The sequence below is a fragment of the Streptomyces sp. NPDC002206 genome (assembly GCF_053593595.1).
Genome location: NZ_JBSFCW010000047.1, coordinates 1 through 25,496, shown reverse-complemented (window position 1 = coordinate 25,496; position 25,496 = coordinate 1). Strand labels below are relative to the sequence as shown.

Below are 25,496 nucleotides of genomic sequence, written 5' to 3'. Positions count from 1 at the left end.
CCCGTGGCCTAGGAGCGTGGGTCAGTAACGGGAAAGCGGCCGACTTGGCCGTGATCGATGGAATCGGTCGCGGTCCCGCCGCCGGTACCTGTGAGGCGGTGGATGGGGGCCTGTCCGTCAGGTGTTCGGCCTGGTAGGGCCCGTGACTGGGCCGGGGACGCCCGGCTGGTCAGCTGGCCAGGGTGGCGAGGCCGGTGGTTCCGGTGTGTCGGAAGATCTTGCGAAGGTTGTGGCAGGCGGCCAGCAGTCGCCACTCGCCGCGGGCGCCGTCCTCGCCGCGCAGGAGGAGTTGGCGGCCGTTCTGGCAGGTCATGATCTGGCCGAAGACGGGTTCGACGATGGCTTTTCGGCGGCTGTAGGCGGCCTTGCCGGGTTTGGTCTGCAGTTTGCGGGCCATGCGTTCCTTGAGGGTGGCGTTCGCGGGGATGCGTCCGCGTGGTGCAGGCGGGACCTGTTCGTCGTGGGCCAGGCGGCCGGTGGCCATGAACGTGTCGTTGTCGCAGGCCAGTTGGCGGTCCTTCGCGGCCTCGAGGTTGGTCTCGGAGCAGTAGCCGGCGTCGACGAGGGCCTGTTTGGGGTGGCTGCCGGTGTTCGCCGCGGACTGGTCGAGCATCGTGGTGTAGTTCAGCGCGTCGGAGGCGTTGGTCGTCACGTCGGCGGCGGTGATGACCTGGTGTTCAGCGTCCACGATGGCCTGGGCGTTGAAGGCCTGGATGTAGGCGCCGTCGCTGTTCTTCATGATCCGCGAGTCGGGGTCGGTGAAGTTGGCCTGTGCCTTGGGCTTGGGACGGGCCTTCGCGGCGGCCTTGCGCCCGGAGTCGGTGACGGCCTGCTCGTCGCTGGTGCCGACGCGCTCCTGGCGGCGGCGTTCCTTGTCCTTGGCGTGCTCGCATGCCTTGTCGGCGGCTTCGGTCTCGATCTGCGCGCGGGCGGCCTGCAGCCTGGCCAGGCGCTTCTCGCGCCGGTCGAGCTCGGCGGGCGGACACGGCAGACGACGGGTCATCACAAGCCCCAGGCGGCGAGGCGACGTTCCTCTGCTACCGGCCTACTACGGCCCTGACCCGCCGTCAACAAAACACCGCTAGAGGACGCATGGGACGGCTTTCACCGTTGCGGTGCCCACGGGGAAGCACGGCGCGTGCGCACCGTATTGCGATTGGTTGGAGCACGCCGTAAACGGATGGGCCCCGAGTCTCGGCCCGCGTTCGGCCGGAGGGCTTTGACACCAGTCGAACGGCAGGTCGCCCGTCACGTCGCCGAAGGCCGCACCAACCGGGCGGCTGCCGCGGAGCTGGGCCTGTCACCCAACACCATCGCCACGCACCCGCGCGCCATCTATCGCAAGCTCAGCGTCGATACCCGGGTGGAACTCGCCCTCGCAGTACGCGAAGCGCAGCTGGACAGCGACATCTGACCCCGCTGGTACTCCTTCCGGCGGGACTGCCTCTCTATCGAATTCGACATAAGTGTTACCTTTAGATATATGTCTTAGGTAGTGATCCGCAATTCCGACCTCTCTCGCGGCCTCGGCACCTTCCACCCCCTGCCGTCCCTCGATCACCGGAAAGACTCTTGGAGCCGACAGTCGGCACGGAGGACACCCTCCCTGTGGATACCCGCCCTCTGAACGCCGTCCCTTCGGCCACGTCAGGTCCGCCCGGATCCGATGCCGGGCCGAAGCATGCGTTGCGCCCCCGCACCGTGCCGACGCGGGCATGGCTGCAGCCCGCGATCATCGCGCTGGTCGTCGCCTCGGCATTCATTAGCTGCTACATCGGACTGCAGCGCGACGCCCAGCCCCACCGGGTGCCCATAGGGGTTACCGACAGCACCTTGTCCGGCGGGATCGCGCGGGCACTCGGCTCAAGCATCGACGTCCGGCAGTGCCCGGACGCCCCGGCAGCGCTGCGCGCGCTCGAACACCGCGATGTAGTCGCCGTCCTCAGCCCGCAGGGCGGGTGCGGCTTGGAGCTTCGGGTGGTTGGCGCCAACGGTCCGTCCACCATCACTGCCGCCGAGCACATGGTTGCGGCGTACGGCGAGGGGCGGGTCGGACGGTGACCGTGGTCGACGCCGTACCCCTGGCCCGTTACGACAGCCATGGCCTGGCTGGGTTCTATGTGGCCTTCGGCGTCACGCTCTCCGGCTTCGTCCTGGCCCAGAACACGCTGGGGCTCGCCCGCCTGCTGCACCTGCGTCACCGGTTCGTCCTGATGGCGGGCGTCTCTCTCACCACCGGCGTCCTGGCCGCCGTGCTCGCAGGTCTCGTCCTGGGGGCCGTCCCCGCGCCGTTCCTCCTGCTCGCTCTGACCCTCACGCTGCTCAGCGCGGCCGCCGCGTTCGCCACCAAGCTGCTGGGCACCTGGTTCGGGCCGGTCGGTGTGCCGGCGGCCACCTTGCTGCTGACCGTCGGGAACTCGACGTCCGGCGCGACGGTCGGCGCGAACCTGCTCCCGTCTGCCGCCCGGACCGTCTCTGCTCCGCTGCCGTCCGGCGCCGCGGTGCGGGCCATCACCGACCTCGGTTACTTCGGCGGGGCGCATGCGGCAATCCCGCTGCTGACCCTTGCCCTGTGGGCCGTCGGGTCGGCGGCACTGATCACCGGCGACACCAGGCGCCGAGCGGCCCGCACGCCGTAGCGTAAGATACAAACGTAATATGCTTACGTTGGAAGCTTGCTCGCGTGATGGCTGGGGAGTGATGCGCATGAGTTGGTCGGCCACAGTCCGCTACAGCAAGGAGTCGGCCCCGGAGGGGCTGGCCTTCGTCCAGGACCTCATGAACACCGTCGCCGCCGGTAAACCGCGCACGGCAGACCTCCTGGACGATCTCGGCAACGCCCAGGACTGGCTCGATCAGGCGCTGGCGGAGTGGAGCAAGACCACGGGTACATCCACGGCCGGGATCGAGCTCACCGAGCACGACCGGGAAGAGCTCCGCGGCTTCCGCGACGATCTGCGCCGCGCGGCGGGACAGGCCGACGGCGACGCGCTTCGGCCGCTGCACACCGCCGCGATCGCGATGCAGTTCGACGGGGACGGGCACGTGCATCCGGAGCCCCGTGGCACGGGCTGGCGGCGCGTGGCGGCACTGGCCCTGATCGAGATCTTCCAGGCTCAGCAGGCCCGCACCTGGCCGCGGCTGAAGATGTGCCGCAACGATCGGTGCGCCACCATGTTCTACGACCGGTCACGCAACAACAGCGGCGTCTGGCACGACGTCAAGGTCTGCGGCAACGCGGCAAACCTCCGGGCCTACCGGGCACGCCAGCGAGCGCAGAACGCCTCGTGAACCGCGGCCGGGCTGTCCCTCCTCTCCGTACGCTCAGCGCTGCAGTGCAGCGAACAGGAGGTTGAGCCCTCCGGTCATCGTGGGATGGGTGAGGATCATGTCGCGTAGGGACGTGTAGGGAAGGTCGGCGAGCATGGCGATCTGGACCGCGGCGAGTGTCTCGCCGTTCTCCGGGCCGAACAGGGCGACGCCGAGGATCCGGTCGGTTCGGTTATCCACGACGGCCTTCCAGATGCCGTCCGTGTCGCGCATGGTGTGGGCCCGGGGGATTGCGGTCACGGGCAGCTTGGTTACGCCCACTTCATAGCCTGCGGCCCGTGCTTGAGTCTCCGTCAGACCTACCCGCGCGAAATCGATTGTGAGGACGGTGGTGTGCGGGATGAGGCGGCCCCGGGTCGACCTGGAGCCCCTGGTGAGGTTGGCCTTGAGGATCCGGTAGTCGACCAGGGAGACATGGGTGAACTGCCGGCTCCGGCGACGTCGCCGGCTGCCCAGGTGTGGGGCACATCGGTGGCCAGGTGCTCGTCGACGGCCACGAAGCTGGCGTCCGTGGTCCGCACTCCACCGGCGTCCAGGTCTAGTTCGGCAGTGACGGGTCGACGGCCGACCGCGACAAGCACCTCGTCCCCCGTCACGTCGGTGCCGTCGGTGAGGGTCACGACCCGCTGGTCGCCGTCGCTTCGGACGGAGGCCACCGGGGAGTCCGTGCGGATATCGACCCCGTGGGCGGTCAGCAAGCCGGTGACCGCCTCCGCGATGTCGTCGTCCTCGTAGGGCAGCAGCCGCGGGCCCCGGGCGAGCAGGGTGACCTGATGGCGATTCTTGAAAACGGCTCTGACCGGAGTTTCGTGAATCCCCAGTTCAGCGAGGTGTGTGCGGGAAGGCGTCGGCGAGGGCGGGGGAGACGAAGGAGTGCACGTACTGCTTGGGTGCCCGGGCGTTTAGTTTGATGTTTAACCTCTGCAGCGGTCCGGTCAGCAGATTCAGCGAGTGGACTTCACGACATGCCCCATTGCGATGAGACCGACCCGGCCCGAGACCTGGATCCTGCTCGCGGATGAGTTCGTGTTCTGGTTCGCTTTTGCAGTCGTGACCGGGCTCAGAAGAGAACCGACGACGGTGTCCAGTCCGCGGAGCATCATCCGCGACGATATGGTCTGCGGACTCGTGATCAGCCTCGCGATCGGCCTCGGGTTCGGCCACACGACCGGGCTCGGGAACGCCTTCGGGCTCACGCCCGGGGCCACAGTCGGGCTCATGTTCGGGCTCGCAACCGGGCTCACGTACGGGTTCGGAACGGCGCGGATGTACGGGGCCTTCCTGCTGTGTTCGCGAGGCCGCCTGCCGTTCCGGCCAGCCCGCTTCCTCGACGGGGCCGTCGCCGCAGGCCTGCTCTGCTACAGCGGCCCCGCCTACCAGTTCCGCCACCGCGAACTCCAGCAATGGCTCACCCACACCCCCCTGAACGCGTCGAGAGTCTCGTTGGCGACCCCGACAGCGTCCTCGCCTACGACCGCCAGATCACAGGCGAGGCACTCGCGGGGTGGGCGGCCAGTTCGTGCCGGGCGCGGTGGCGTGCGGGGCGCCCCTCAGGCGAGGTGCTCGCGGAACCACTCGACGGCGGCGCCGCTCGCCTTGTCGAACTGGGTGGTGTACGGGTCGAAGTGGCCGCCGGGGATCGTCCGCAGTCGCTTGGGCTCCAGCGCGCGCTCGTAGGCCGCGAGGGCCAGGTCGGTCACGGTGACGGTGTCATTGAGCGCGACCACCATGAGCAGCGGTGTGGGCGAGACCCTGTTGACCCAGATTCCGGGCTCGTACATGCGCGCGGCCCGGCTGGAGCGGACCGTGACCTCGTTCTCCCACACACCGTCGGGCTTGGGCTGGAGGTAGAAGTCGATGGCTTCCTGTGTCCGGTAGGACGCGGGCACCGCCGGGTCGCTGCTGACGATGGCCAGGGTGCGGGGGGCCTTGCCACGCAACTGGGCGCGCTCGTCCTCGGAGAAGCCTTCCTCCAGGGCCGCGACGGCCTCGGGGGCGATACGGCGCCGGCCCTGCTCGAAGCCGCTGATGGTCGGCACCTGGGAGACCACGGCCCGCAGTCGGCGGTCGGTCGCGCCCAGGACGATTGCGTGGCCGCCGGCGTAGCTGGTGCCCCACAGGCCGATCCGCTCCGGATCGACCTCGGGGAGGCTCTCCAGGAAGGAGATGGCCCGCCGCCAGTCCGCGATCTGCCGCCATGGGTCGACGTCCTGGCGCGGCTGTCCGTCGCTCGCCCCGAAGCCGCGGTGGTCATGGACCAGGACGACGAAGCCGTTCTCGGCGAAGGCCTGCGCGAACGGCTCGAGGCCGTGCTCCTTGACCCCGGCGTAGCCGTGGGCCATGGTGATCGCCGGATGCGGGCCTGGGCCGTCCGGCAGGAAGAGCCATCCACGCAGCTGTACCGCGCCGTCGGCCTCGAACTGGATATCCTTGCGCTGAATCATGGAACAACCTTCTGAATAGGCAGGGCCTTCAGCCCTGGTGGAAGTAGTCGGCGTCGATCTCGCCGGCCAGCCGGGTACGCAGTTCCGCGGAGAAGCGGAGCACGGCGCCCAGCGGCCGGTGATGGATGGCGGCTCGGAGGGTCTGGCCGTCCGCATTCTTGGTCAGGATGGTGACGCCCTCGATCGGCAGGCCGCCGAACGCGGTGGCCTCCCACTCCAGGTAGGTTCGCAGGCCGTCGACGGTCTCGCGAGTGAAGCGGAGCGACTCGTAGATCGCGCTTGCCGCGCCCATCACCTTCTTCACCTGGTCGCGGCCTTCCACCGGGCGGGTTATGACGCTCGCCTCCAGGACCACGTCCTTGGTGAACGCCTCACCGAACGCGGCGGCGGACTTCTGCGCGAAGGCGTTCGTCCACCCCTGCGGGCGGGGGGTGTTCGCGGCGGGGGCGCTGTCGGTGCCGTGGGCCTCGGCGAGGAGGCGGTCGAGGTGGGTCGCGACGTCGGCCGCCTGCTCGATGTGGGCCCAGTGGCCGGCCTCGGCCACCGATACCGCTGTCATGGCGGTGAAGCGGGGCGCGATCGCGTCGTTGACCATGTCCTCGGTGACGAACCCGTCGCCCTCGCCGCGAAGGATGAGCACCGGGCCGGCGTAGCTGCTGGGTCGTTCGCCGTGGGGGTGCCCGGTGTTCCAGCAGTCGGCGAGGGCGCGGACGACCTCCGGACGCAGATGCTGCCCGGTCGCCACCAGCCGGTCGAGCTCGGCCTCCGGGAACGCGGCGGACAGCTGTTTGCGTACGCCCCGCTGCCCGTCCGCGTCGCCGCCCAGCGAGCGGAACTGTTCGATCATCTCGTCGGGCAGGTGTACGCCCGCGAGGGGGACCGGGGTCACCAGCATGAGTCCGCGGGCCCGGTCGGGTCGCTGCACCGCGACCAGTTCGGCCACGGCGGCGCCCATGCTGTGACCGACGATCACAAAAGGCTTGCCGAGGGCGTCGACCACCGCGCCCGCCTCGTCGGCGAACCGGTCGTAGTCGTAGGGCCCGTCCACCGCGTCGCGGTCGCCGCAGCCGGCCAGGTCGAGTGTGACGCACTCGATGCCGGGTGTGGTGAGCTGGGGGATCAGGCGGTCCCAGGCGTACTGGTCGTCGAGGAAGCCGTGGACGAACACCACGGCCAGGTCTCCGTCGCCGGTGCGCCGATACCGTACGTCGGTGTTGGCGACGCGTTCCGTCTTCATGTATGTCCTCACTGTCCGGGAGCGGACGTCGCCCCGGAAGGGGACGGTCCTGGCTTTCGTTGGGGGAAGTCGGTCGGACGTGCGTTCAGGCGCTGCATCCGGTGGATGGCGTCGTCTCCCGTGACCTGCGGATTCGGGATGCGACGCGTTCGATGGGCTGGGCTCGGCGCTGTCCTCGGATCACGGGACAGAGCGCAATTGGCCACCTAGACCCGGGCCACGCCGTCGCGCCGGGCGGCCTCTGCGACGGCATCGGCGACCGCAGGGGCCACTCGAGGGTCGAACGGCGACGGGATGATGTAGTCGGGACGCAGTTCCTCGGCGATCAGGGAGGCCAGGGCGTCCGCGGCGGCGATCTTCATGCCCGGCGTGATGCGTGAGGCGCGGACACGGAGGGCGCCGGCGAAGATGCCGGGGAAAGCGAGGACGTTGTTGATCTGGTTCGGGTAGTCGCTGCGGCCGGTCGCCACGACGGACGCGTACTTGTGGGCGACATCGGGGTGGATCTCGGGCGTGGGGTTGGCCATGGCGAAGACGAAGGCCCCCTCCGCGATGGTGGCGACCGCGGCCTCGGGGACCGTGCCGCCGGAGACGCCGATGAAGACGTCGGCGCCGGCCAGGGCCTCCTCCAGGGTGCCGGTGCGTCCCGCCCGGTTGGTGCTCAGGGCGATGTCCCGTTTGATGTCGGTCAGATCAGTACGGCCGGAGTGCAGGACTCCGGTCCGGTCAGTGACTACGACATCGCGGATGCCCGCCTCCACCAGGATCTTGGCGATCGCGACACCCGCCGCTCCCGCGCCCGATATGACCGCGCGCAGGTCGTCGAGGGTCCGCCCGGTGAGACGGGCGGCGTTGCGGAGGGCCGCGAGGGTGACGACAGCAGTGCCGTGCTGGTCGTCATGGAAGACCGGGATGTCGACGCGGTCCTGAAGCTTGCGCTCGATCTCGAAACACCGGGGCGCGGAGATGTCCTCGAGGTTGATGCCTCCGAAGGACGGTGCGAGGCGGGCGACGGTCTCGACGATCTCGTCCACGTCCGTTGTCGCGAGCGCGATGGGCACGGCGTCCACATCGCCGAACTGCTTGAACAGGACCGCTTTGCCCTCCATGACCGGCAGCGATGCCTGCGGGCCGATGTCGCCCAGACCGAGCACCGCGGTGCCGTCCGTCACCACCGCGACCGTGTGCGAGACCCAGGTGTAGTCGTGCACGAGATCGGGCTGCCCGGCGATGGCGGTGCACACCTCGGCGACACCCGGCGTGTACGCAAGTGAGAGGTCCTCGGGGCCTCGCAGCGGCACCGTCGGGGTGATCGCCATCTTTCCCCCGTGGTGGAGCGCGAACACCGGCTCGGCGAGTCGGCGAGGCTTGGGGGTCTGCGTCGACGTGGCGCTTTCTGTTTCCACAATTGATTCCTTTGCTGATCCCTTTGCCGGCGTGCCGTGCCCGTTCGCTCGGCAGGATGCCGAGGCCGGACGACGAAGCCGTGTGCCCTGATCTCGTGTTGGGCGGGTGCCGCCGGGCCGGCGGCGGCCGTCTCGGGCGCCGTCAGGTCGGCGCGGGTTTTCTGTGGGGTGGTTCCGTCTTGAGGTGGCCCCCGACGCACAGTTCGCGCCGGCATGTCCGGTCCGGGGTCCGTCCGGCGGATCGTGGCGGGCTCCCGGCGCAGGGCAAGGCACTTCGCGGCGACGCCGGAACGCCCCGGCAGCACCGGTGGTTGTGACGCTCCGGCGGCGACGGCCGTGCACCCGCGTCAGGCAGCGCGCCCGGCCTGCCCAGGTCTGCGTCGGACAGGCCCTGACCGACGCAGACCTGGGGCGCGGGTTCACCAGCGCGGAGTCCCTTCGGCCAGCTGCAGTTCGCCCCTTCCGAACGAGAAGCTCTCGTTCGGGACCGGGATCAGGGCGATGAAGATATCGTCGGGCGAGACACCGAGCGCCTCGACAACCAGCCTGTTGATGGCCGTGGACACCGCCCGCTTGTCCTCCAGGGGCCGGTGGGCCCCGAAGAGAACCGTGATGATCATGGCGTCTGAGCTGCGCTGCATGCCCATGAACGTCGGGTCGAGGAACAGTTCGTCCTCGCCGTGTTCGCTGATCATGATGAAGCGGTCGCCCTCGGGGATGCCGAGCCCCTGCACCAGCGACTGGTTGAGTGCGTCGGCGAGCGCACGCTTCTGCTGAGACGAGAAGCGGTTGGCGGGGATGTGGGCGTTGAAGACCGGCATAGGGGGCTCCTTCGGGGAGTGCGGTGTCGGGTTGCCCGATCGTTCGGGGGGCCTGATCCAGGCCCCGGGTACGGCGCTGCCGCCCTGGGTGTCTGCGGCCCACGGCGCGAGCCTGCGGGGCGCAATGCGGTCGGGGTGGGCGTCGGTGCCGTCAGGCCTTGACGGCTCCGGAGGGGGACCACTTGGCGCTGTCCACCGGCGACCATCCGTCCGGGCGCTCGTCGAGGCGGTGGCTGCGCTTGCCCAGACGCTCGCTCAGTACGTCCGCCGGCAGGGGCGTGACGAACGCGTTGTCGGCCAGGGTGTACTCGGCGGCGAGGCGGCCGACCGCCGGAATTGCCGCGGTGTCGATCCGTCCGTTCTGGGCGTAGACGTCGTCCCGGATGTGGAAACGCACGACCTTGCCCCAGACGACGTGGTCGTTGACGTCGCCGACCTGGATGATCCGGTCGAGCGTGCATTCCATGGCGATCGGGGAGTCTTTCACACGCGGCACCTTGACCACTTCACAGGCCTCTTTGGTCAGGCCGACCTCATCGAACTCGTCCTGGGCGCTGTCGAACTCGATCGCACTGCGATGCATCTCGTGGGCCTGCGGAAGCGTGACCAGGTTGGTGACGAACTCACCGCTGTCCCGAATGTTGACGAGCGTGTCCTTCAGCGTCCCGTCCGACCGCGGCTGCAGGGTCAGGGACACCATCGGGGGGATCCGGCTCACTACGGTGAAGAACGAGATCGGCGCCAGATTGGCGACACCGGATGACGACAAGGTGCTCACCCAGCCGATCGCGCGCGGTGTGACCGCCCCGATGAGGAGTTTGTACGCGGACGTCGTGTTCAGTTCGTCGCTGTTGATGATCACGGTGATGGCCTCTCTGGCGTGCACGGCGGGATCCCGCCGGTGAAGGTGCGGCTGGTGCGGGCTGGGGACGGGGCAGCGGGGAAATGGGTCAGCCCGGTGCGTGGCACGACACCGCTGGCGCCCCGCAACGGCTCGGCGCCTGTGAGCCGTCCGTCTTCTCGGGGCCGCCCAGGGTGTCCGCGATCAGCGTCACGGTATGGACGGGGGTTTCCTCAGGGGCAGGTGCGCCGCTCCGTCGCGGTCGCGGGATCAGCTGGCTGCGGAGGGAAAGAAATCAAGGCCCTCAAGCACGTCGCGCCCCTTGGCGGTGTCGGCGTACAGCCGCGCCTCCGTGATCAGTCCGTCGGTCACGGCGAACAGCAGGAGGTGCTCGTTCTCCATCGTGCGGCCGTTCTTCGCCTTCGCTCGGGCCCGGACGGGGACCACCACGTGCGACCCGGCGTCGAGCACCGTGTGCAGGTCGTAGTTGAAGTACTCGTAGTAGTGGTCGAAGAGGTCCTTGTAGAAGGCCACGAAGCCCTCCTGCCCGTGGAACGTCCCGCCGTAGGGCAGTGAGGGGGGGAAGTGGAAGACCACGTCCGGCGACATCAGAGCCACCAGGTCGGACGAGTCGTTCTTCTCGAATCCGGTGTAGGCGCGGTGACAGGCATCAACGATCGCCTGGTTGCTCGACATGCTTCCTCCATGCTCATGGCTGAGTGCGGTGCTGGGTGAACATGTGTCCACCCACCTCGGTTTCCGTCCGGTTGTACGCGGAGGGACCGGAGGCAAGGGGATGGGCCGATCGGCTCGTGAGGCGCGCGGCGGGCCGGAAGCCTGATTGGGCTCGGGCGGTCACCGGGCGGCTTCGCGGGCCGAGGGTGCGGTAGTGCCTGCCGACGGCCCGATATTCGCTAAGTTCTCATCTGGAACTCAGGAAGTCAAGGGCTGGGTTCCGAATGGCAACCCTGGAGGTATCCTGACGATATGGAGTGGCGTGAACTTGATCTGGGCAATTGCAGCGTCGCCGCGACCCTGGGGCTGATCGGCGATCGGTGGACCCTGCTCATCCTGCGTGAGGTCTTCGCCGGGCTGCACCGCTTCGACGAGATTGCGGAGCACCTCGGGGTCTCCCGCCGCGTCCTGACCGAACGCCTGGGTCAACTCGTCGACGCCGGCCTGCTGGAGCGCCGGAGCTACCAGGAGGCCGGACGACGCGCGCGCCAGGAGTACCACCTCACGTCGCCCGCCCACGACCTGCAGTGGATTCTGGCCGCCCTCCTGCAGTACGGAGACACCCATCTCGGCGGCCCGGAGGGTCCGTCGGCACTGCTGAACCATGCCGGCTGCGGCGGCCAGGTGCATGTCGAGCTGCGCTGCTCCTGCGGGCAGGAGGTCTCCGTCTCCGAGGTGGAGCCGATCACCGGCCCCGGCGCCGTCAGCACGTCCCCTTGACGGCAACCCGCTCCTCGATCACTCCCGCATCCTGGCCGCACAGGGAGACAGGCGGCCTCGGCGTTCCCGCCGGGGTTCGGGCCCGTTCGCCCGCATCGGCCCGGCCGTGCTGCGGCCGGTCGGATCCGGGCGGCGTGCGATGTCACGGAAGAGGGCCGTCACACCGAACATTCGTGAGCGTGACAGACATCACAAGATGATGCCTCTTTCGGTCAGAGTGCTGATGCATTGGGCGCCTTTCGGGGGAACCCGATCCTTGGAGACATCAACTCCCTTTCGGTACACGCAACTTCCATGAACGACGAGGTCGATTCCTCAGTCGCCCAGAAATTCTCCGAAAGAAATAAAATTGTTGTGCACATGTCGTTCGTGTGCCGCAAGCAAGGTGATTTCGAGGATGCTCTGGACTGCGACCGGCCGATACGACCTGGAGCCCGCCCCGGGCGGGCTGGCATTTGTCCAGGACCTGCTCAACACGATCTCCGCGGGCAAGCCGCGCGAGCCCGACCTCCTGGAGGACGTCGATGGCGCGCGGACGTGGCTTGCCCAAGCCCTCGCGAACTGGAGCGGCGAGACAGGCCGGCCTGCACCCGTGGTCGAGACCACGGCAGGGGACCTGCAGGAACTGCGCGACTTCCGACGCGACCTGTCGGTCGGGCCGGCGTCCGGGCCGGAACCCGGCACTCAGGCGCATGAACGGGAGCCTGCGCTCGCCGGAGGTGTCACGGCGTCCCCGGAGACCCACCGCCGCGGAAGAACGCCCCCCTCCATGCCTGCACACAGGACGCAGGAGGCGTCCGGTCGTATCCGCGGCCGCCGGACAGTCGGCGGCGGACGGCTGCCACATCCGGACTCCGTCCGGGCCCCCGGTTCGTCCGAGGGGGCGAGGGTGATTCCTCTGCAACCGGAGCTGACATAACCAAACATGCTACGCTTATTTCTTGAGGGTCATACGAAAACGACCTGCCACCCCACGCTTGGGTGAGCGCAACCCGGGTCGGCGCAACGCCTTCGACGAGCCGGCCGTGCCGGTCCACCACGGTGCCGGGCGTACCGCACCCGTCGGATCAGACCATCTCAACTGCCCACCCAGACATGCGCCCGGCTCGCGACCCGGCCACGGAGCAGACGGTCGCGCGAGCCACATTCCGCCCCTGAAGGAGGCACCATCATGACCGCATCCGCATCCACTCCCCTGGCGTACGAGGTTCTCGTCCAGGAGGGGACGCCCCGGGCCGGCGGCGAGCAGCTGCCCAACGGTGAAGGGCTCGTCTCCTCGCCCCTGACGTCGACGCTGATCATTGGGGACGAGGACGCCGTGCTGGTCGACCCGCCTCTCACCATCGAGCAGACCCAGCGGGTGGGCGACTGGATCGAGCGCTCCGGCAAGCGCCTGGCCTACATCTACGCCACCCACGGGCATGGCGACCACTGGTTCGGCACCGCCGATCTCGTGAGGCGGTTCCCCGGTGTCACCGTCTACGCGACCCCCGGAACCATCGAGGTCATGCACAAGCAGGCCACCGTGGGACGCGAGGAACTGTGGGACAAGCGCTTCCCCGGACTGATCCCCGACACCCCGGTCCTGGCCGAGCCCGTCCCCGCCGAGGGCTTCTTGCTGGAGGGCAACCTCATCGAGGCCGTCGAGGTCGGTCACACCGACACCGACAAGACCACGGTCCTGCACGTGCCGTCGATCGGCCTCGTGGTGGCCGGCGACGTCGTCTACAACGGCGTGCACCAGTACATCCTCGAAGGCGGCGACGGCGGCCTGCAGGAATGGCTCCTGGCCCTCGACCGCGTCGCCGCGCTCCAGCCGCGCTTCGTCGTGGCCGGTCACAAGAACAAGGACCTGCCCGACGACCCGGCCACCATCGAGGAGACCCGCCGGTACCTGCTCGACGCCATCCGGCTGCTCGGCCAGAACCCCACCGCCCGCGAGTACTTCGACCAGATGACGGCCCTCTACCCGGATCGGCTCAACCCGGGCCCGGTGTGGTACGGAGCGGTCGGCCTGCTCGGAGCCTGACGGAACGAGGGGAACGAGCCCGGCACGGGCCGCGCGGCGCCTCCCACTAGGGAACGGTGCCGCCGCCGTGCACGGGCGGAACGCCGCGGAGCGGACCGGACGACGTCCGACTGGGACGGCGGGAAGAAGGTGGCAAACCGCCGGCAGGACTCCGTTACGTACCCGGCCCCCGCCCGGGCGGCTTGCGCAACGACGTCGGCTCGGCCAGGCCGTCACTCGACGGCGGCTTCGCGGAGTTCTTCGAGTTCATCCCGAGACGACGCTTGAGCTCGGCGTTCTCTGCCTTCAACTCGGCGATCTCGGCTCGCGCTGCCGTCGGCTCCGCACGGACCTGAGTCGGCTCGCTCCGCAACTCGCTTACGAGCGACAGCAGTTCCCCATAGCTCGGCAGTGGCGGAGTCCCGGACACGGAACTCAGTGGTCAACATGCCCGGGCCCTGAGATCAACTTGAGCCTAGGCGACCACCAAACCAGTCACCGGACAGCATGATCGATTGAACTACGGCTTCCGAGTCAGTCGTGGGCGGCGACGTACTCGCGCAGCCCGGCGGTCCGGTGGGTGTCGAGAGTGAGTCCCAGATCAAGACGATCGGGGCTTTGAGTTGGATGTGGGCGCGTACGACCAGATCGCGGTCGTCGTTCCAGGCGAAGCTGTTACGTCCTGCGCCCCGGTGTTCGACCTGCTCATACTTGCTGCCCTCCACCCGCAGGGCCGAGGGCAGCAAGTCGGCGGCCAGCAACACCGCCGTTGGCCGGTCGGAGGCCGCTGTGTTGACTGCCCGTCACCTCCAAGCCGGTACTTCACGGCATTGGAGTCTTCCCGGCTGATCTGCCGACCGCGTCGGACAGTGAGCATGACGGTGACCGCAGGACGCCGCTCGGGCAGGGCGGTGGTGTATATGCGGCAGTCGACGCTGCTGCAAGCAGCGGACAACCGCAATCCCACCGCCGCCATCGGCATCGCCTGGGTGCCGGGCGAAAGCAGCGGGCATCGCGCGGTCCGGCCTCGTCAGGTGTGGCCGGGCGCCGAGGCGCGGACGCGGCCACGCCACCTCATGGCGTGGCGACAGGAACTCGACGCCCTTGGCGGCCTTCGACCGTGACGGCAGCAGGAGCAGTCCGAGAAGCCGCAGGAAGATCAGGTAGAGGATGCGCAACGCGATGCAGCCCGAGACTGCCATGATCGCCGGAAGTCGCAAAGCGCCTGTTCAGAGGCTATTTGGGACTTTTGGCACCCTGTAGGCCTCCTGGGGATCCTTTGCCATCGGCAAGATAGGAGCATATACTCCTATTGTCGATCACTTCGACCTCGCATTGTGACAAAGGAGCTACAACATGACCGTGAAGGTTGCCGCAGTCCAGATAAGCCCGGTGCTCTACAGCCGCGCGGGCACCATCGAGCGCGTCGTGAAGAAGATCCACGAGCTGGGCAAGCAGGGTGTGGAGTTCGCGGTCTTCCCTGAGACCCTGATCCCGTACTACCCCTACTTCGGCTTCGTGAAGCGGCCCTACACCATGGGCGGCGACCAGTTGCTGCTGCTGAACGAGTCGGTCACCGTGCCGTCGCCCGAGACCAACGCGATCGGTGAGGCCGCGCGGCAGAACAACATGGTGGTCTCGATCGGCGTCAACGAGCGCGACGGCGGCACGATCTACAACGCGCAGCTGCTGTTCGACGCGGACGGCACGCTGATCCAGCGTCGCCGCAAGATCACGCCGACCTACCACGAGAAGATGATCTGGGGTCAGGGCGACGCCTCGGGTCTGCGCGCAGTCGACAGTGCCGTCGGCCGAGTCGGCCAGCTCGCCTGCTGGGAGCACTACCAGCCGCTGGCGCGCTACGCCCTGATCGCCGACGGCGAGCAGATCCACGCCGCGATGTTCCCCGGCGGCCTCGGCGCCGAGAACTTCGCCCCCCAGATGGAGGTCGCCGTCCGGCAGCACGCGCTGGAAGCGGCCTGCTTCGTGGTCAACGCCACCGCTTGGCTCGACGACGACCAGCGCGCGAAGCTTGCCGAGGACAACGACGTCCCCGTCGGACTGTTCTCCCACGGCTTCTTCACCGCCGTCATCGACCCGGAGGGCCGTATCGTCGGCGAGCCGCTCACGGCCGGTGAGGGTGAAGTGATCGCCGATCTCGACTTCGCGCTGATCGACCGCCGCAAGCGCATGATGGACGCCCGCGGCCACTACGCCCGCCCGGAGCTGCTCAGCCTGCAGATCGACCGCACGTCGACGGCTCCTCTCCACGAGCGCGGTGCTCAGGCCGCAGCTCAGGCTGGCCGGGTGGACGTGGAGCCCTCCTCCGAGGCCCAGTGAGCCGCGGGCCCGGGCTCTGCCGTCCGCAGCGGTCGGAATGGCGGAGTGACGGAGTCTCTGGCGGGCGGTCAGTCGGACATGGCTGACCGGCCCCGCCGGGGACGGCACCTCGGCCCGGCGGCCCGTCCGTGTTCCGCCGAGCCGCCGAGCCGCCGGTGACGGGATCCCCGGGCCCGGCCTCCGGTTGCCGACATGGTTCGTACACCGCGGAGACCTGGCGGATGCCGCTCGGCGGCGGCGAGCTCTGGTTCCCGTGCTCGTCTGGCGGCGGACCGCCTGTCCTGGCGGTTACCGCTGCCGCTGTCCTGCGGCGTCATCCTCGGGTCCACGCTGCTGTTCGCGCTGAGCCGATCCGGCCTGTGGGAGCTGTTCCTCGTGATGGCCGTGGCGGGCCCGGGCGTGGGCTGTGTCTTCGCCATGGTCCCCGGGTTGATCGTCAACTCGGTGACCGCCCGGGTTGTGGGGAGTGCCATGGGCCTTAACCAGGTCCTGCGCTACTTCGGGTTCTCCACGGGAAACGCGCTGAGCGCCACGGTGCTCGAATCGCACACCATGGCCGGACAGGTCTTGCCCGACCCCAGCGGCTACGGGGCCGCGGCCCATGCTGGGATGCGTGATCTGCGCGATCGCCGCGGTCGTACTGCCGGGACGGCGCCGCTCCGAACCCGGCGTCCCCGCCACGGCCGAGGGCGCGCAGGCCACCCTCCAGCCCCAGCGCCAGAACCCGGAATCCCCGATCCCGGCGCAGGCCGACCAGGTATGCGGATGAGCACGGCCTTCCCCGCATCGCCTGAGCCCGGCATCGCCGAAGGCCGGAGGTACACCCACCCAGGGGTCGTCGGCAGGGGCTCGGAGTCGCAGGGTGTGCGTGGGGTCGTCTGGTGTTGTAGTGCTGGACGTACTCGGCGATGACGTGCCGTAGGTGTTGCTCGTTGGTGCCAGGACAGGCCCGCGCGAGCCCACTCCCGACCGCGCCGAACTACCCCTGGCCGACCCGTGGGCCGTGGGTGCCCGGGTCCCGTCCGCGGCCGTGAATGAACCATCTCAGCGGAAGCGGGCTGTTCCGAGGGTCCGTTTCTTGCCGTCCCGGCAAATGCGCGCATATGCTCGTAGCTGGAGGGTTCGTCAGGGGTGCACCGCCTCTGCGGCCGGGCCATGCCGACCAGTCATATTTCCGACGGAACATCCCACAGATCAAGGAGAAATCTGCCATGAATGATCTCGTCGCCACTGTCATGGAGGCCCACGGCGGCCTGGACCGCTACAACCGGTTCAGCTCGGCGACCGTGCATCACCGAGTCGGAGGTTCGCTGTGGAAGCTGAAGGGCAAGGAAGGGATACTGAGCCATGTGGCCGTACGGCTCGACCTGCACCAGCAGCACGCCAGCCACTATCCCTTCACCGCGCCCCACCTGCGGACGTCCTTCACCGCGCAGCGGGTTGCCGTGGAGACCGTCACCGGAGAGGTGATGGCCGAGCGGACTGACGCTCGTGCGTCGTTCCCGAGCGACGTGCGCGCTCCCTGGGACGATCTGCAGGTCGCCTACTTCGCGGGGGAGGCGATGTGGACGTACCTGACGTCCCCGTTCACCTTCACCTCTCCCGGATTCGAGGCTGTGGAACTGTCCCCGGTCACGGAGGCGGGGGAGACCTGGAGGCGCCTGAAGGTCACCTTCCCGGACCACATCGCGACGCATTGCCCTGAGCAGATCTTCTACTTCGACTCGAACGGGCTGCTGCGCAGGCATGACTACACGCCCGAGGTCATCAACGCTGGGCCTGCCGCGCACTACCCCTCCGAGTACAAGGAGTTCGACGGGATCATGGTCCCGACCCGGCGGCGCGTCTACCGGCGGGGGGAGGACGGAACGGCGGACCGGGACGTGGAACTCGTCACCATCGACGTCGAGAGTGTCCTGTTCATCTGACCGGGCAGATATCGAAAGAGTGCGCGGTCGCGCCCAGGATGAAGGTGACCTTCGCCGAGCAGGTGCCGGGACTGACCGTGCGCTACCAGCGGCGCACACCATTGCTGCAGCACGTGGTCAGGGCTTGATAGATCGCTTCGTGCGAGATGCGCATCGACTCATCCTCGGGGAAGTCGACCTTCAGCCGGTGAGAGATCTGCTCCGGGCTCCAGGCCGACATCCACTTGCGGTCCTGACGGTGGGGCTTGTTGCGGCCTTTCCAAGGTTCTGTCTCGGGCCCCTGCACCAGGGTTCCGTCGGGGCGGTGGACGTGTCCCGACAGCCGTTGCTGCACATACTCGTGCAGCCGTTGATGAGTGACGAGCTTCGCCTGCTTCGGGCGAAGCGCCAGCAAATCTGCTTTCCACTGCGCGACCGAGGCACGGTAGTCCAGCCTGCCCGCGCGGGTCGCCGCATTTCGACGAAGCTCGCGGGAGATCGTCGACGGAGCACGGCCCAACCGGCGCCCTATCTCGCGGACTCCGGCTCCTTGTGCCCTGAGCAGGGCTATCTCTTCACGCTCGTGAAACGACAGATAGCGACCCGCAAGCGGGGCAAGATCGACTGACGGCATGCCCCCACGCTGCCGGAACCATCGGGTGCCGGCAGCCGGAGACACGCCTACTGCAGCAGCGGCCTCCTCGCTGAGGAGGCCTTTGGCGATCTCGCGCCAGAACTCGCGCTCGACCTCCCGCCGCAACGACGGCGCCCCCGGTGACTTCATCGGAGACCTACCCGTCAGCTCCTTCATCCACCCTGCCGGCCTGCCCATTACACCTCCGCAATCGAGGTGTTGCGACGACCGGTTGAATCCGCCCAATATACGTCCATCAAACTCACAACACGCCTGGTCAGAGCAGGAATCCAAGCATCCATAGGGTCGGTCGGGGACTCGTACGACAACGCCCTGGCGGAGAACCTGTGGATGCTGGTCAAGACCGAGTGCATCCGCGGCCGCGTCTTCGCCACCAGAGCCGAGGCGAACCTCGCGCTCTTCGAGTACATCGACGGCTTCTATAACCCCCGCCGCATCCAGAAACGGCTCGGCTACCTCAGCCCGATCGAGTTCGAGGAGAAGCACTACGCCGACCAGGCAGCGACCGAACCAGTGAACCTGAAGCCACGTCAACCCGCCCTGATCAGCTAGTCATCCACTCCCACCCAGCGGGGGAACCTCACTCTTCGACAACGCCTGCACCAGCCTCTGGCTCCCCGACAGTTACGCACAGGACTTCTGGAAACGCGCTTAGACCCTCATCGGCTTCTACGCACCCGAGTGCTGGGCGGCGTGATCGGCGAGCACAGATACGCGGCTTGACCAGTGGTGACGAGTTTCCGAACGGCACGGGTTGTGGTCAGCCGGCGGAACGACGCCGGTGTGCCTTCTTTGCCGCGGTCTTCTTTGCCGCGGTCTTCTTCGCCGCCTTCCTTCCGGTCGGCTTCGCACGGCGCGTCTGTGCTGCGTCCACGCTCTGTTGCAGCACCGCCATCAAGTCCACCGTGGCTCCTTTGACGCCCCGGGACTCCGGTGCGTGCGGCGGCTCCAGGCCCTGAAGCCTGGCAGCAACGACCCGCTGCAGGGCGCGGCTGTAGTCGTCGTGTTGCTCCGCCAGGTCGAAGCCGAAGCCCATGGCGTCCATCAGGTTGTACGCCATCTGCAGTTCCTGGCGGCGGGCCGGTGGGGTCTCCGGGACGGTGATCTCCTGAGCAGGGCGCAGTTGGTCGGGCCACAGCATGGTCTGCATCGCGATTACCTCGTCCCGAGCCCAGAGTACGGCGAGCGATTCCCGGGTGCGCAGCGCTGTCCGTGCGATGGCCACTCGCCCGGACTTCCTCATGGCGTCGCGCAGCAGGGCGTACGGGCGCGCGCCAACGGGGCCGGTACCGAGGTAGTACGCCGTGTCCAGTGCGAGCGGGTCGATCTGGTCTGCGTCGATGAACGCCAGGATCTCGATGCGTCTGGCGGTGGGAAGCGGAAGGTCGGCGAGATCGTCGTCGCTCAGTATGACGACCCGGCCGTCCGGGGCTTCATAACCGGGCGCCACTTCCTCAAAAGGGATTTCGACGTCCTCATGTTCGCAATAGCGGCGCAGGCGCACCCGGCCACCGCCACACCGCGTGTGCACCTGGCGCAGCGGGACCTCGTGCTCCTTGGTGGCCGCGTGCACGGTCACCGGGATGGACAACAGGCCCCAGGTGATGGCCAGCTTGATGATGGTCTGCGGCATGACTCCCATCGCACCCACGCCCGCCAATGATCGCATGTCGAGGAGGCCGCATTGAGTGTTCCGTTTGGCCTGTCTGCATGCGTCGACCGAAGCACTTTGGCCATCAAGGGGCTTGGAGAGCTGACCTGGAGGATGCAACATCGGGTGCGGAAGCTGCGCTCGGCGGTGGCTCGTGTACTTCGATCAAGTAGGGCGACACAACGGGATCCCTGTAGGGTTCCAAAAGTCCCACATAGGTGCTGACCTGCCTGTTCGCCGGCTGATGTCGATCTTCGTCAGGCCGTGTTGCGGTACTCGTGGATCAGGCCGCCGGGGACGTCGTGGCGCTGGATCCGCTGCGCGGGGAACGGGATGACATCCGGGTCGTCGGCGGGAGCGTGAAAGTTCAGGGCCCGGTGCGGCCGTCCGGTGTTGTCGTGGTGGGCGTACTCGGCGAGTACCTGTCGCAGGTGCCACTCGTTGCAGTCGGCCGCCGGTCGGTGCACTCGGCTCGCACGGTGCGGATGAACCTTTCGGCATAGGCCTTCATCCGCAGTGTTTGAGGCGCGCTCTTGAGGATCTCGATGCCGTTGGCGGTAAGGACGGCGTCGAACGCCTGGGGGTAGCGGCTGTCGCGGTTGCGCAGCAGGTACTCCGGGGCGGCTACCAGGTTGCGGTGGACGCGATCAGCGACCTCGGCAACCGCGTGGTCCTCGACGCGTACGAGCGCGGCTACAGAACCCTCGGCCACCAGGGCCTGCGGCACCGCATCGAGCACGCCCAGATCATCGCCCGGTGCAGGCCACGGACGGCATGAACATGGCCGAAACCCGCGTCGGGCCGGACCGCATCAAGGGCGGTTACGCCTGGCGCAGCCTGCTACGCGGATGACCTGAAGTTCTGCGCGGTATCCGGGAGTGTCGCCCGGGCGCAACGGCTTCGATGACACGGGGTCCTCGCCGGGTGTTGCATCGACGTGGTCGGCATCGCCGTCGGCGTGCTGACGTGAATCCGTATGCGCTGCCCTTCAGCCCGATGAGGACCATGCGTGTAGGTAGCGGTGAGGGGCCCCCTTCGCACTTGTGTGTACATGCTCCTATCATGGACGAGGAAGCTCTGGAGGAGACGATGACCGCTACACCGACGAACCTCGATGATTCGTGCAACAACCTGGCTCTGCGTAAGGCGGCTCGGTATCTCGGCGCGACGTACGACAAGGTTCTGGCTTCGGTGGGTCTTCGTGCGACGCAGTTCAGCATCCTGCAGAAACTCAGTGCTCATGGGGAAATGACGATCAGCAGCCTCGCGGACATGATCGCCATGGACCGTACGACGATGGCTTCGAATCTCAAGCCGCTGGCGCGGGAGGGCCTGGTGACCGTCGAGCCGTCGGCGGCCGACCGCCGCGCGCGGATAGTCACGCTGACGCCGGACGGTCTCTCCCGGATGAAGGCGGCGCTGCCGCTGTGGCGGGACGTGCAAGCCCGGTTCGAGGAGCGCTTCGGAGCCGGTGAGGCGGCCCAAATGCGTGCAGCCCTCGAAGCCGTCCTCCAGACCGGCTTCGAACCCTGGGCTGAGTAAGGCCGCCGACGCCGAAGGCTCGAGGGCGGGCTGAGAGTCAAAACTGCAGGTTCCGGCTCGGTGGCGGGCCGCTCAGCAAGCAGCCACCGCTCAGGTACGCCGCCCTGGCCGAGCTGTTGGCCGGCCTGCTCCCGCAGGTGATCTCGAACGACACCGGCGTCCCGGTGGGCACCGTTCAGCAGATGGTGCAGACCTGCAGGGTCACGATGTTTTGCGCACGCGGCCAGTTGCCAGCCGTTTTCCGGCCCGCCGGTGCCAGTAGCCCGCGGACACAGTCCCGCATCGGCCACCGCAAATCCGCCCGTCCGAACCGACCCGCCACTCAGTTCCAGCGCGCCGACACATCGGTGGAGTGTGCCGGTGCAGGTCCGTGACCGGCTGGGCGAGTTGTTCTGCGATGCCGAGTTCGCCCGTGCGTTCGGGGTGCGGGGCAAGCCGGGCTGGTCGCCGGGGCGCCTCGCGTTGGTCACGGTGTTGCAGAAGGCCCAGGACCTCACTGACCGGCGGGCCGCTGACGCGGTGCGCGACAGTCTGCCGTGGAAGTACGCGCTGGGGCTGGCTCTGGACGATCCGGGGTTCGATCACAGCGTGCTGCCGGAGTTCCGCAGCCGGGTGATGGCCCATCGTCTGGAGGAGAAGGTCCTGGACCTGCTCGTCAAGAAGCTGTTGGAGGACGGGCTCCTGGCGGCCGGGGGCAAGCAGCGGACCGACTCCACGCACATCGTCTCCGCGGTGCGTGACCTCAACCGGCTGGAGCTGGTCGGCGAGTCGGTGCGGGCCTGTCTGGAAGCGGTCACCTCGGCCGCGCCGCACTGGGTCGATGAGGTCCTCCAGGTCGGCGAGTGGAGCCGCCGCGACGCTCGTGGTTTCCGGCGCGCCCTTCGACGACGCCTTCGCCAGTCATGCCGGGCCCGGAGGCCAGCGGTCCTCTTGCAGGACCGCGAAGAACATAACGGGGGATGGGCGGCGTGCTGTAGCGGATCCCGGCCCGGTCACGGCAGCCGGGCGGGCCGGCTGATCTGCTGGTTCCCCTGTGCGGGCTTGGCGAGCGCTGCCGCCTCGCGGACCAGGTCGAGGCGGGCTTGTTCCGCGTCCTCGAGGTAGCCGGCCACCATGGCGCCGTCGCGGAGCATGACCAGCGTGCGGACGGCCTGGTCCGGGTTCGGGTGGCCGGCCTGGGCGAGCAGGGATTCGAGGGTGTCGCGGAACCAGGCGCGGTGTGCGGAGACGACCTGGCGGACAGGGTGCTCGGGGTCGGGGAACTCGGCAGCCGCATTGATGAATGGGCAGCCCCGGAACCCTGGGCTGCACACCTCGTCGGCGACGCCGTTCACCATGAGCATGAGCAGCTCGCCGGGCTCGATCTGCATCTGGGCGGCTTGTGCCCCCATGGCACGGTAGGCCTGGTCTCTGGCTTCGAGATAGGCCCGGACCAGGTCCTCCTTGCCGGAGAAGTGCCGGTAGAAGGTCGCGCGGGTGACCTGGGCCTGGGCGATCACCTTGTCTACACCGACGGAGTGGATGCCCTCGGTGTAGAAGATGCGCGACGCGGTGGCGAGCAGCCGCTCCCGGGCCGGAGAGGGCCGGGGCGAAGGGCTGTCGGGCGTCATGGTCATTCAGCCACAATATCGTTTAGGTCTCATTGCCTGCGTCGGCGTGTTCCAGGGTCTGGCGAGCGTCCGGACCAGCCGGTGAAAGCGTTCCGGGGCGCGTCGCCCCCCATGGCCAGGGTTCCAGCCGCCGCAGCGCGATGAGTTCCGCGCCCTGGCCCCACCTGGGGCCGGGACGCGGAGGGCGGGGGAGTCAGCTTCCGTTGGCAGCGTCGCGGATCAGTGAGGTGACGTCATCAGGGTTGGTGATCATGGCAGCGTGCGGCGCGTCGACCTCGACGGTGTGGGCGTGCGCGCGCCGGGCCATGAACCGCTCGGCGTCCGGGGGGATGAGGTGGTCGGCGTCGGCCACGAGGTACCAGGAGGGGATGGTCTTCCAGGCGGGGGTTCTCGACGGCTCACCCGTGGCCTGGGCGGTGAGGGGCCGCTGGGTGGCCGCGAGCACGGTGGAGGCGGCCGTGGAGAGGCGGTTGCTGAGGAAGAGGTCGTTGAACTTGTCGGGCTTGATGTAGAGGTCGAACATGGTGCTGCCGTCGGCCTGGGTGAACGGGACGGCGTTCAACGCGGTGGGGATCTGGGCGGTCGGGTCGTCGGTGATGTGGCTGCCGGGGAACTTGGCGGTGAGTTGGTTGATGCTCTCACCTGCGTCGGGGGCGAAGCCGGCGATGTAGACCAGGGCCCTGACGTTGGGGTTCCCGGTGGCGGCGCCGGTGATGACAGCCCCGCCGTAGGAGTGTCCGACCAGGACGATCGGTCCACTGATGGTCTTGAGGTAGGCCGCGAGGTAGTCGGAGTCGCCGGACAGGCTGCGCAGCGGGTCGGGCGGGGCGACGACCGGGTAGCCGTCGTGCTGCAGGTTCTTGACGACCTTGCTCCAGCCCGAGGCATCACCCCAGGCGCCGTGCACCAGCACGACGGTGGGTTTGGTGCTGGTGGTGGTGGTTGGGCGGGCGGCGGCGACGCTGGTGGTGGCCGCTGACGCGGCCGAGGTGAGCGGCACGGCGAGGATGCCCAGGCCTACAGCGGCTGCCCCTCCGGTGGCGAAGAGGGCGAGGCGCAGGCGGCGGCGACGGTGTCGCATGAGGTTCTCCAAGTGCGGGAGCAGGGGGGGTATGGGGTCAGGCCTTCGTCGAGCGGCCGAGCGCGGCGAGGGCCCGATCCGCATGGGCGTTCATGTTGACCTCGCTCTTGATCGAATCGATCAGGCGGAAGTCCGTACCGATGACGAACGTCTTGCGCTTGGCGTGCAGCGGTCCCCAGCTGCGGTGCGCATCGAAGATCCGGGCGACCTTGCCGTCGGGGTCCGAGAGCAGGGGGTAGTCGAAGCCGTGCCGCTCCGAGAACGTCCGCTGCTTGTCGGGCGCGTCCGGGCTGATGCCCACGCGTTGGGCGTCCGCCGCTCTGAACTCCGCGCCCAGGTCCCGGAAGTGGCAGGCCTCCTTGGTGCAGCCGCCGCTCATCGCCGCGGGGTAGAAGAACAGCACCACGGGGCCGTGGGCGAGGAACTCACCCAGTGACCGGGGCGTGCCGGTCTCGTCGGGCAGGGTGAAGTTCGGGACGAGGGCTCCGATGTCCATGAAGTTTCAGCTCCTAGGGAGAAAGAACGTTCTGTCTTGTTGGACGGTAGTGTGTCCCCTGCCCGAGAGCAAGCGGAGACGCGTATGGGATGGCCCACGCCCGGACTGCCCGGGTTGCGCGGCTCGCGCGCCTGCCGGCGGCCTGCTCGGGCGGTTCGAGGGCCGGGTAAGGGACGGGGAGTAGTCGCACGGCGGACATCTGGGTGCTGCGGATCGGTCCTGGGCGGCCACGCACCCGGGCGCCCGGGGTCCCGCCTACAGGACGACTCGCGCGAGAACCACCACTGCCCGCCCAGACGCGGCACCGCTCCGCGGCCGCCGCCCTCGGTACGGACACGGGGATACGGCCCGACACTCTTCACCCGAGGAATGCGGCTTCTCCGACGACGGACGGGACCTCGGACACGTCCCGTCGCCCCGGTTCGGAGGCGCTCCTCGGTTATCTGATCAGCCCTCGGACGCGCACACTCGTGAAAGCGCGTGGCTAATGAGGTGTCACTGCCCTCCGTCTGCGCAGCAGTTCCGCAAGTCCGCGCCGGGTCGCCGCGATCACCACGCGGTCCTCGGCGCGGAGTATGTACCCGGGGTGCAGATCCCAGATCAGGCCCGACGGCCGGTCCGAGGACGAGGGACCGGCCGTTGTCAGGTCCGGGTGCCGGTCCTCCGGCGGCG

Annotated in this window: 30 protein-coding genes and 3 pseudogenes; 15 read left to right on the top strand and 18 right to left on the bottom strand. The window is 68.3% G+C overall.

The annotated features are described in order from the left end of the window. Positions 1–169: 169 nt before the first annotated feature. Positions 170–979, bottom strand: a pseudogene (locus ACWCP8_RS37930) (transposase); the annotation flags it as partial. Positions 980–1,219: 240 nt separating this feature from the next. On the opposite strand from ACWCP8_RS37930, the gene ACWCP8_RS37925 reads away from it, so the two are divergent. The 4 genes from ACWCP8_RS37925 to ACWCP8_RS37910 all read left to right on the top strand — a co-directional run bounded on the left by ACWCP8_RS37925 (position 1,220) and on the right by ACWCP8_RS37910 (position 3,291). Beyond that, positions 1,220–1,414 (top strand): response regulator transcription factor, encoded by a 195-nt coding sequence (locus tag ACWCP8_RS37925; protein WP_356004693.1) that lies wholly within the window; start codon positions 1,220–1,222, stop codon positions 1,412–1,414. Between the two features lie 287 nt (positions 1,415–1,701). Further along, the gene (locus ACWCP8_RS37920; protein ID WP_451120952.1) at positions 1,702–2,061 is read left to right on the top strand and encodes a hypothetical protein; all 360 of its coding nucleotides are present in this window, start codon (positions 1,702–1,704) and stop codon (positions 2,059–2,061) included. Next, on the top strand, positions 2,058–2,639 hold the full coding sequence (locus ACWCP8_RS37915) for a hypothetical protein (protein WP_451120950.1): 582 nt from the start codon (positions 2,058–2,060) through the stop codon (positions 2,637–2,639). The genes ACWCP8_RS37920 and ACWCP8_RS37915 overlap by 4 nt, the downstream gene beginning before the upstream one ends. A 67-nt stretch (positions 2,640–2,706) precedes the next feature. Continuing rightward, on the top strand, positions 2,707–3,291 hold the full coding sequence (locus ACWCP8_RS37910) for a CGNR zinc finger domain-containing protein (protein ID WP_451120948.1): 585 nt from the start codon (positions 2,707–2,709) through the stop codon (positions 3,289–3,291). 33 nt (positions 3,292–3,324) lie between these two features. Here the strand turns inward: ACWCP8_RS37910 and ACWCP8_RS37905 are convergent, their stop codons facing one another. The 8 genes from ACWCP8_RS37905 to ACWCP8_RS37870 all read right to left on the bottom strand — a co-directional run bounded on the left by ACWCP8_RS37905 (position 3,325) and on the right by ACWCP8_RS37870 (position 10,775). Beyond that, positions 3,325–3,672, bottom strand: a complete 348-nt coding sequence (locus tag ACWCP8_RS37905; protein ID WP_451120971.1) for a hypothetical protein — start codon at positions 3,670–3,672, stop codon at positions 3,325–3,327. Then, positions 3,630–4,145, bottom strand: coding sequence for an FAD-dependent oxidoreductase (locus ACWCP8_RS37900; RefSeq protein ID WP_451120969.1), 516 nt, complete (start codon positions 4,143–4,145; stop codon positions 3,630–3,632). The genes ACWCP8_RS37905 and ACWCP8_RS37900 overlap by 43 nt, the downstream gene beginning before the upstream one ends. Positions 4,146–4,880: 735 nt before the next feature. Continuing rightward, positions 4,881–5,897, bottom strand: a complete 1,017-nt coding sequence (locus ACWCP8_RS37895) for an alpha/beta hydrolase (protein ID WP_352270390.1) — start codon at positions 5,895–5,897, stop codon at positions 4,881–4,883. Continuing rightward, positions 5,803–7,011, bottom strand: a complete 1,209-nt coding sequence (locus tag ACWCP8_RS37890) for an alpha/beta fold hydrolase (protein ID WP_352270344.1) — start codon at positions 7,009–7,011, stop codon at positions 5,803–5,805. Before ACWCP8_RS37890 ends, ACWCP8_RS37895 begins: the two co-directional genes overlap by 95 nt. A gap of 206 nt (positions 7,012–7,217) precedes the next feature. After that, positions 7,218–8,420 (bottom strand): NAD(P)-dependent malic enzyme, encoded by a 1,203-nt coding sequence (locus tag ACWCP8_RS37885; RefSeq protein WP_451120967.1) that lies wholly within the window; start codon positions 8,418–8,420, stop codon positions 7,218–7,220. 416 nt (positions 8,421–8,836) lie between these two features. Continuing rightward, positions 8,837–9,238 carry a tautomerase family protein gene (locus ACWCP8_RS37880; RefSeq protein ID WP_352270341.1) on the bottom strand — a complete coding sequence of 134 codons (402 nt, stop codon included), beginning with the start codon at positions 9,236–9,238 and terminating at the stop codon, positions 8,837–8,839. A 151-nt stretch (positions 9,239–9,389) separates the two neighbouring features. After that, complete coding sequence (locus ACWCP8_RS37875; RefSeq protein WP_451120945.1) at positions 9,390–10,124, bottom strand: flavin reductase family protein; 735 nt, start codon at positions 10,122–10,124, stop codon at positions 9,390–9,392. Between the two features lie 225 nt (positions 10,125–10,349). Further along, positions 10,350–10,775 carry a nuclear transport factor 2 family protein gene (locus tag ACWCP8_RS37870; protein WP_451120943.1) on the bottom strand — a complete coding sequence of 142 codons (426 nt, stop codon included), beginning with the start codon at positions 10,773–10,775 and terminating at the stop codon, positions 10,350–10,352. A 291-nt stretch (positions 10,776–11,066) separates the two neighbouring features. Here ACWCP8_RS37870 and ACWCP8_RS37865 point away from each other — a divergent pair, with 291 nt between their 5' ends. The 3 genes from ACWCP8_RS37865 (at position 11,067) to ACWCP8_RS37855 (ending at position 13,563) form a co-directional block, all read left to right on the top strand. Then, positions 11,067–11,534 (top strand): winged helix-turn-helix transcriptional regulator, encoded by a 468-nt coding sequence (locus ACWCP8_RS37865; RefSeq protein ID WP_352270336.1) that lies wholly within the window; start codon positions 11,067–11,069, stop codon positions 11,532–11,534. 397 nt (positions 11,535–11,931) lie between these two features. Continuing rightward, entirely contained in the window at positions 11,932–12,453 is a 522-nt protein-coding gene (locus ACWCP8_RS37860; protein ID WP_352270334.1) for an ABATE domain-containing protein, read from the top strand. Positions 12,454–12,705: 252 nt separating this feature from the next. Beyond that, a complete protein-coding gene (locus ACWCP8_RS37855) occupies positions 12,706–13,563 on the top strand; it encodes an MBL fold metallo-hydrolase (protein WP_352270333.1) in 858 nt (285 codons plus the stop codon). Between the two features lie 154 nt (positions 13,564–13,717). Here the strand turns inward: ACWCP8_RS37855 and ACWCP8_RS37850 are convergent, their stop codons facing one another. Beyond that, positions 13,718–13,972, bottom strand: a complete 255-nt coding sequence (locus tag ACWCP8_RS37850; RefSeq protein ID WP_451120940.1) for a DUF6444 domain-containing protein — start codon at positions 13,970–13,972, stop codon at positions 13,718–13,720. Between the two features lie 445 nt (positions 13,973–14,417). Between ACWCP8_RS37850 and ACWCP8_RS37845 the strand changes: the two genes are divergently transcribed. The 4 genes from ACWCP8_RS37845 (at position 14,418) to ACWCP8_RS37830 (ending at position 17,810) form a co-directional block, all read left to right on the top strand. Then, on the top strand, positions 14,418–14,666 hold the full coding sequence (locus tag ACWCP8_RS37845) for a hypothetical protein (RefSeq protein ID WP_451120938.1): 249 nt from the start codon (positions 14,418–14,420) through the stop codon (positions 14,664–14,666). A 232-nt stretch (positions 14,667–14,898) separates the two neighbouring features. Beyond that, a complete protein-coding gene (locus ACWCP8_RS37840) occupies positions 14,899–15,882 on the top strand; it encodes a nitrilase-related carbon-nitrogen hydrolase (RefSeq protein ID WP_352270331.1) in 984 nt (327 codons plus the stop codon). Between the two features lie 613 nt (positions 15,883–16,495). Beyond that, positions 16,496–16,651, top strand: coding sequence for a hypothetical protein (locus ACWCP8_RS37835; RefSeq protein ID WP_451120936.1), 156 nt, complete (start codon positions 16,496–16,498; stop codon positions 16,649–16,651). A gap of 442 nt (positions 16,652–17,093) precedes the next feature. After that, a complete protein-coding gene (locus tag ACWCP8_RS37830) occupies positions 17,094–17,810 on the top strand; it encodes a hypothetical protein (protein WP_451120934.1) in 717 nt (238 codons plus the stop codon). Between the two features lie 118 nt (positions 17,811–17,928). Here the strand turns inward: ACWCP8_RS37830 and ACWCP8_RS37825 are convergent. Then, a pseudogene (locus ACWCP8_RS37825) lies at positions 17,929–18,600 on the bottom strand (transposase); the annotation flags it as partial. A 39-nt stretch (positions 18,601–18,639) separates the two neighbouring features. On the opposite strand from ACWCP8_RS37825, the gene ACWCP8_RS37820 reads away from it, so the two are divergent. Then, entirely contained in the window at positions 18,640–18,996 is a 357-nt protein-coding gene (locus ACWCP8_RS37820; protein ID WP_451120932.1) for a transposase, read from the top strand. 208 nt (positions 18,997–19,204) lie between these two features. Here the strand turns inward: ACWCP8_RS37820 and ku are convergent, their stop codons facing one another. Both ku and ACWCP8_RS37810 read right to left on the bottom strand, forming a co-directional pair. After that, positions 19,205–20,077 carry a non-homologous end joining protein Ku gene (gene ku, locus ACWCP8_RS37815; RefSeq protein WP_451120930.1) on the bottom strand — a complete coding sequence of 291 codons (873 nt, stop codon included), beginning with the start codon at positions 20,075–20,077 and terminating at the stop codon, positions 19,205–19,207. A gap of 275 nt (positions 20,078–20,352) precedes the next feature. Next, entirely contained in the window at positions 20,353–20,562 is a 210-nt protein-coding gene (locus ACWCP8_RS37810) for a hypothetical protein (protein WP_356007029.1), read from the bottom strand. 53 nt (positions 20,563–20,615) lie between these two features. Between ACWCP8_RS37810 and ACWCP8_RS37805 the strand changes: the two genes are divergently transcribed. Together ACWCP8_RS37805 and ACWCP8_RS37800 are read left to right on the top strand one after the other, a co-directional pair. Next, complete coding sequence (locus ACWCP8_RS37805; protein WP_382846268.1) at positions 20,616–20,873, top strand: hypothetical protein; 258 nt, start codon at positions 20,616–20,618, stop codon at positions 20,871–20,873. A gap of 284 nt (positions 20,874–21,157) precedes the next feature. After that, positions 21,158–21,637, top strand: coding sequence for a MarR family winged helix-turn-helix transcriptional regulator (locus ACWCP8_RS37800; RefSeq protein WP_352270321.1), 480 nt, complete (start codon positions 21,158–21,160; stop codon positions 21,635–21,637). Between the two features lie 95 nt (positions 21,638–21,732). Here the strand turns inward: ACWCP8_RS37800 and ACWCP8_RS37795 are convergent. Then, a pseudogene (locus tag ACWCP8_RS37795) lies at positions 21,733–21,959 on the bottom strand (IS701 family transposase); the annotation flags it as partial. 38 nt (positions 21,960–21,997) lie between these two features. Between ACWCP8_RS37795 and ACWCP8_RS37790 the strand changes: the two are divergent. Next, positions 21,998–22,741 carry a transposase gene (locus tag ACWCP8_RS37790; RefSeq protein ID WP_451120927.1) on the top strand — a complete coding sequence of 248 codons (744 nt, stop codon included), beginning with the start codon at positions 21,998–22,000 and terminating at the stop codon, positions 22,739–22,741. Here the strand turns inward: ACWCP8_RS37790 and ACWCP8_RS37785 are convergent. From ACWCP8_RS37785 to ACWCP8_RS37770, 4 genes are all read right to left on the bottom strand, one after another. Further along, entirely contained in the window at positions 22,630–23,253 is a 624-nt protein-coding gene (locus tag ACWCP8_RS37785) for a TetR/AcrR family transcriptional regulator (protein ID WP_451120925.1), read from the bottom strand. The genes ACWCP8_RS37790 and ACWCP8_RS37785 overlap by 112 nt on opposite strands. 187 nt (positions 23,254–23,440) lie before the next feature. Further along, on the bottom strand, positions 23,441–24,328 hold the full coding sequence (locus ACWCP8_RS37780; RefSeq protein ID WP_356005794.1) for an alpha/beta fold hydrolase: 888 nt from the start codon (positions 24,326–24,328) through the stop codon (positions 23,441–23,443). A 37-nt stretch (positions 24,329–24,365) separates the two neighbouring features. Beyond that, entirely contained in the window at positions 24,366–24,824 is a 459-nt protein-coding gene (locus ACWCP8_RS37775) for a peroxiredoxin (RefSeq protein WP_352270314.1), read from the bottom strand. 484 nt (positions 24,825–25,308) lie between these two features. Next, positions 25,309–25,496: hypothetical protein (locus ACWCP8_RS37770; RefSeq protein WP_451120922.1), on the bottom strand; the 188-nt coding region annotated here is incomplete at its 5' end.

Coding starts and splice junctions, on each gene's coding strand:
- ACWCP8_RS37910 (WP_451120948.1), top strand. CDS start 2,707: ATGAGTTGGTCGGCCACAGTCCGCTACAGCAAGGAGTCGGCCCCGGAG.
- ACWCP8_RS37890 (WP_352270344.1), bottom strand. CDS start 7,011: ATGAAGACGGAACGCGTCGCCAACACCGACGTACGGTATCGGCGCACC.
- ACWCP8_RS37880 (WP_352270341.1), bottom strand. CDS start 9,238: ATGCCGGTCTTCAACGCCCACATCCCCGCCAACCGCTTCTCGTCTCAG.
- ACWCP8_RS37870 (WP_451120943.1), bottom strand. CDS start 10,775: ATGTCGAGCAACCAGGCGATCGTTGATGCCTGTCACCGCGCCTACACC.
- ACWCP8_RS37865 (WP_352270336.1), top strand. CDS start 11,067: ATGGAGTGGCGTGAACTTGATCTGGGCAATTGCAGCGTCGCCGCGACC.
- ACWCP8_RS37860 (WP_352270334.1), top strand. CDS start 11,932: ATGCTCTGGACTGCGACCGGCCGATACGACCTGGAGCCCGCCCCGGGC.
- ACWCP8_RS37855 (WP_352270333.1), top strand. CDS start 12,706: ATGACCGCATCCGCATCCACTCCCCTGGCGTACGAGGTTCTCGTCCAG.
- ACWCP8_RS37845 (WP_451120938.1), top strand. CDS start 14,418: ATGACGGTGACCGCAGGACGCCGCTCGGGCAGGGCGGTGGTGTATATG.
- ACWCP8_RS37840 (WP_352270331.1), top strand. CDS start 14,899: ATGACCGTGAAGGTTGCCGCAGTCCAGATAAGCCCGGTGCTCTACAGC.
- ACWCP8_RS37830 (WP_451120934.1), top strand. CDS start 17,094: ATGAATGATCTCGTCGCCACTGTCATGGAGGCCCACGGCGGCCTGGAC.
- ku (WP_451120930.1), bottom strand. CDS start 20,077: ATGCCGCAGACCATCATCAAGCTGGCCATCACCTGGGGCCTGTTGTCC.
- ACWCP8_RS37800 (WP_352270321.1), top strand. CDS start 21,158: ATGGACGAGGAAGCTCTGGAGGAGACGATGACCGCTACACCGACGAAC.
- ACWCP8_RS37785 (WP_451120925.1), bottom strand. CDS start 23,253: ATGACCATGACGCCCGACAGCCCTTCGCCCCGGCCCTCTCCGGCCCGG.
- ACWCP8_RS37780 (WP_356005794.1), bottom strand. CDS start 24,328: ATGCGACACCGTCGCCGCCGCCTGCGCCTCGCCCTCTTCGCCACCGGA.
- ACWCP8_RS37775 (WP_352270314.1), bottom strand. CDS start 24,824: ATGGACATCGGAGCCCTCGTCCCGAACTTCACCCTGCCCGACGAGACC.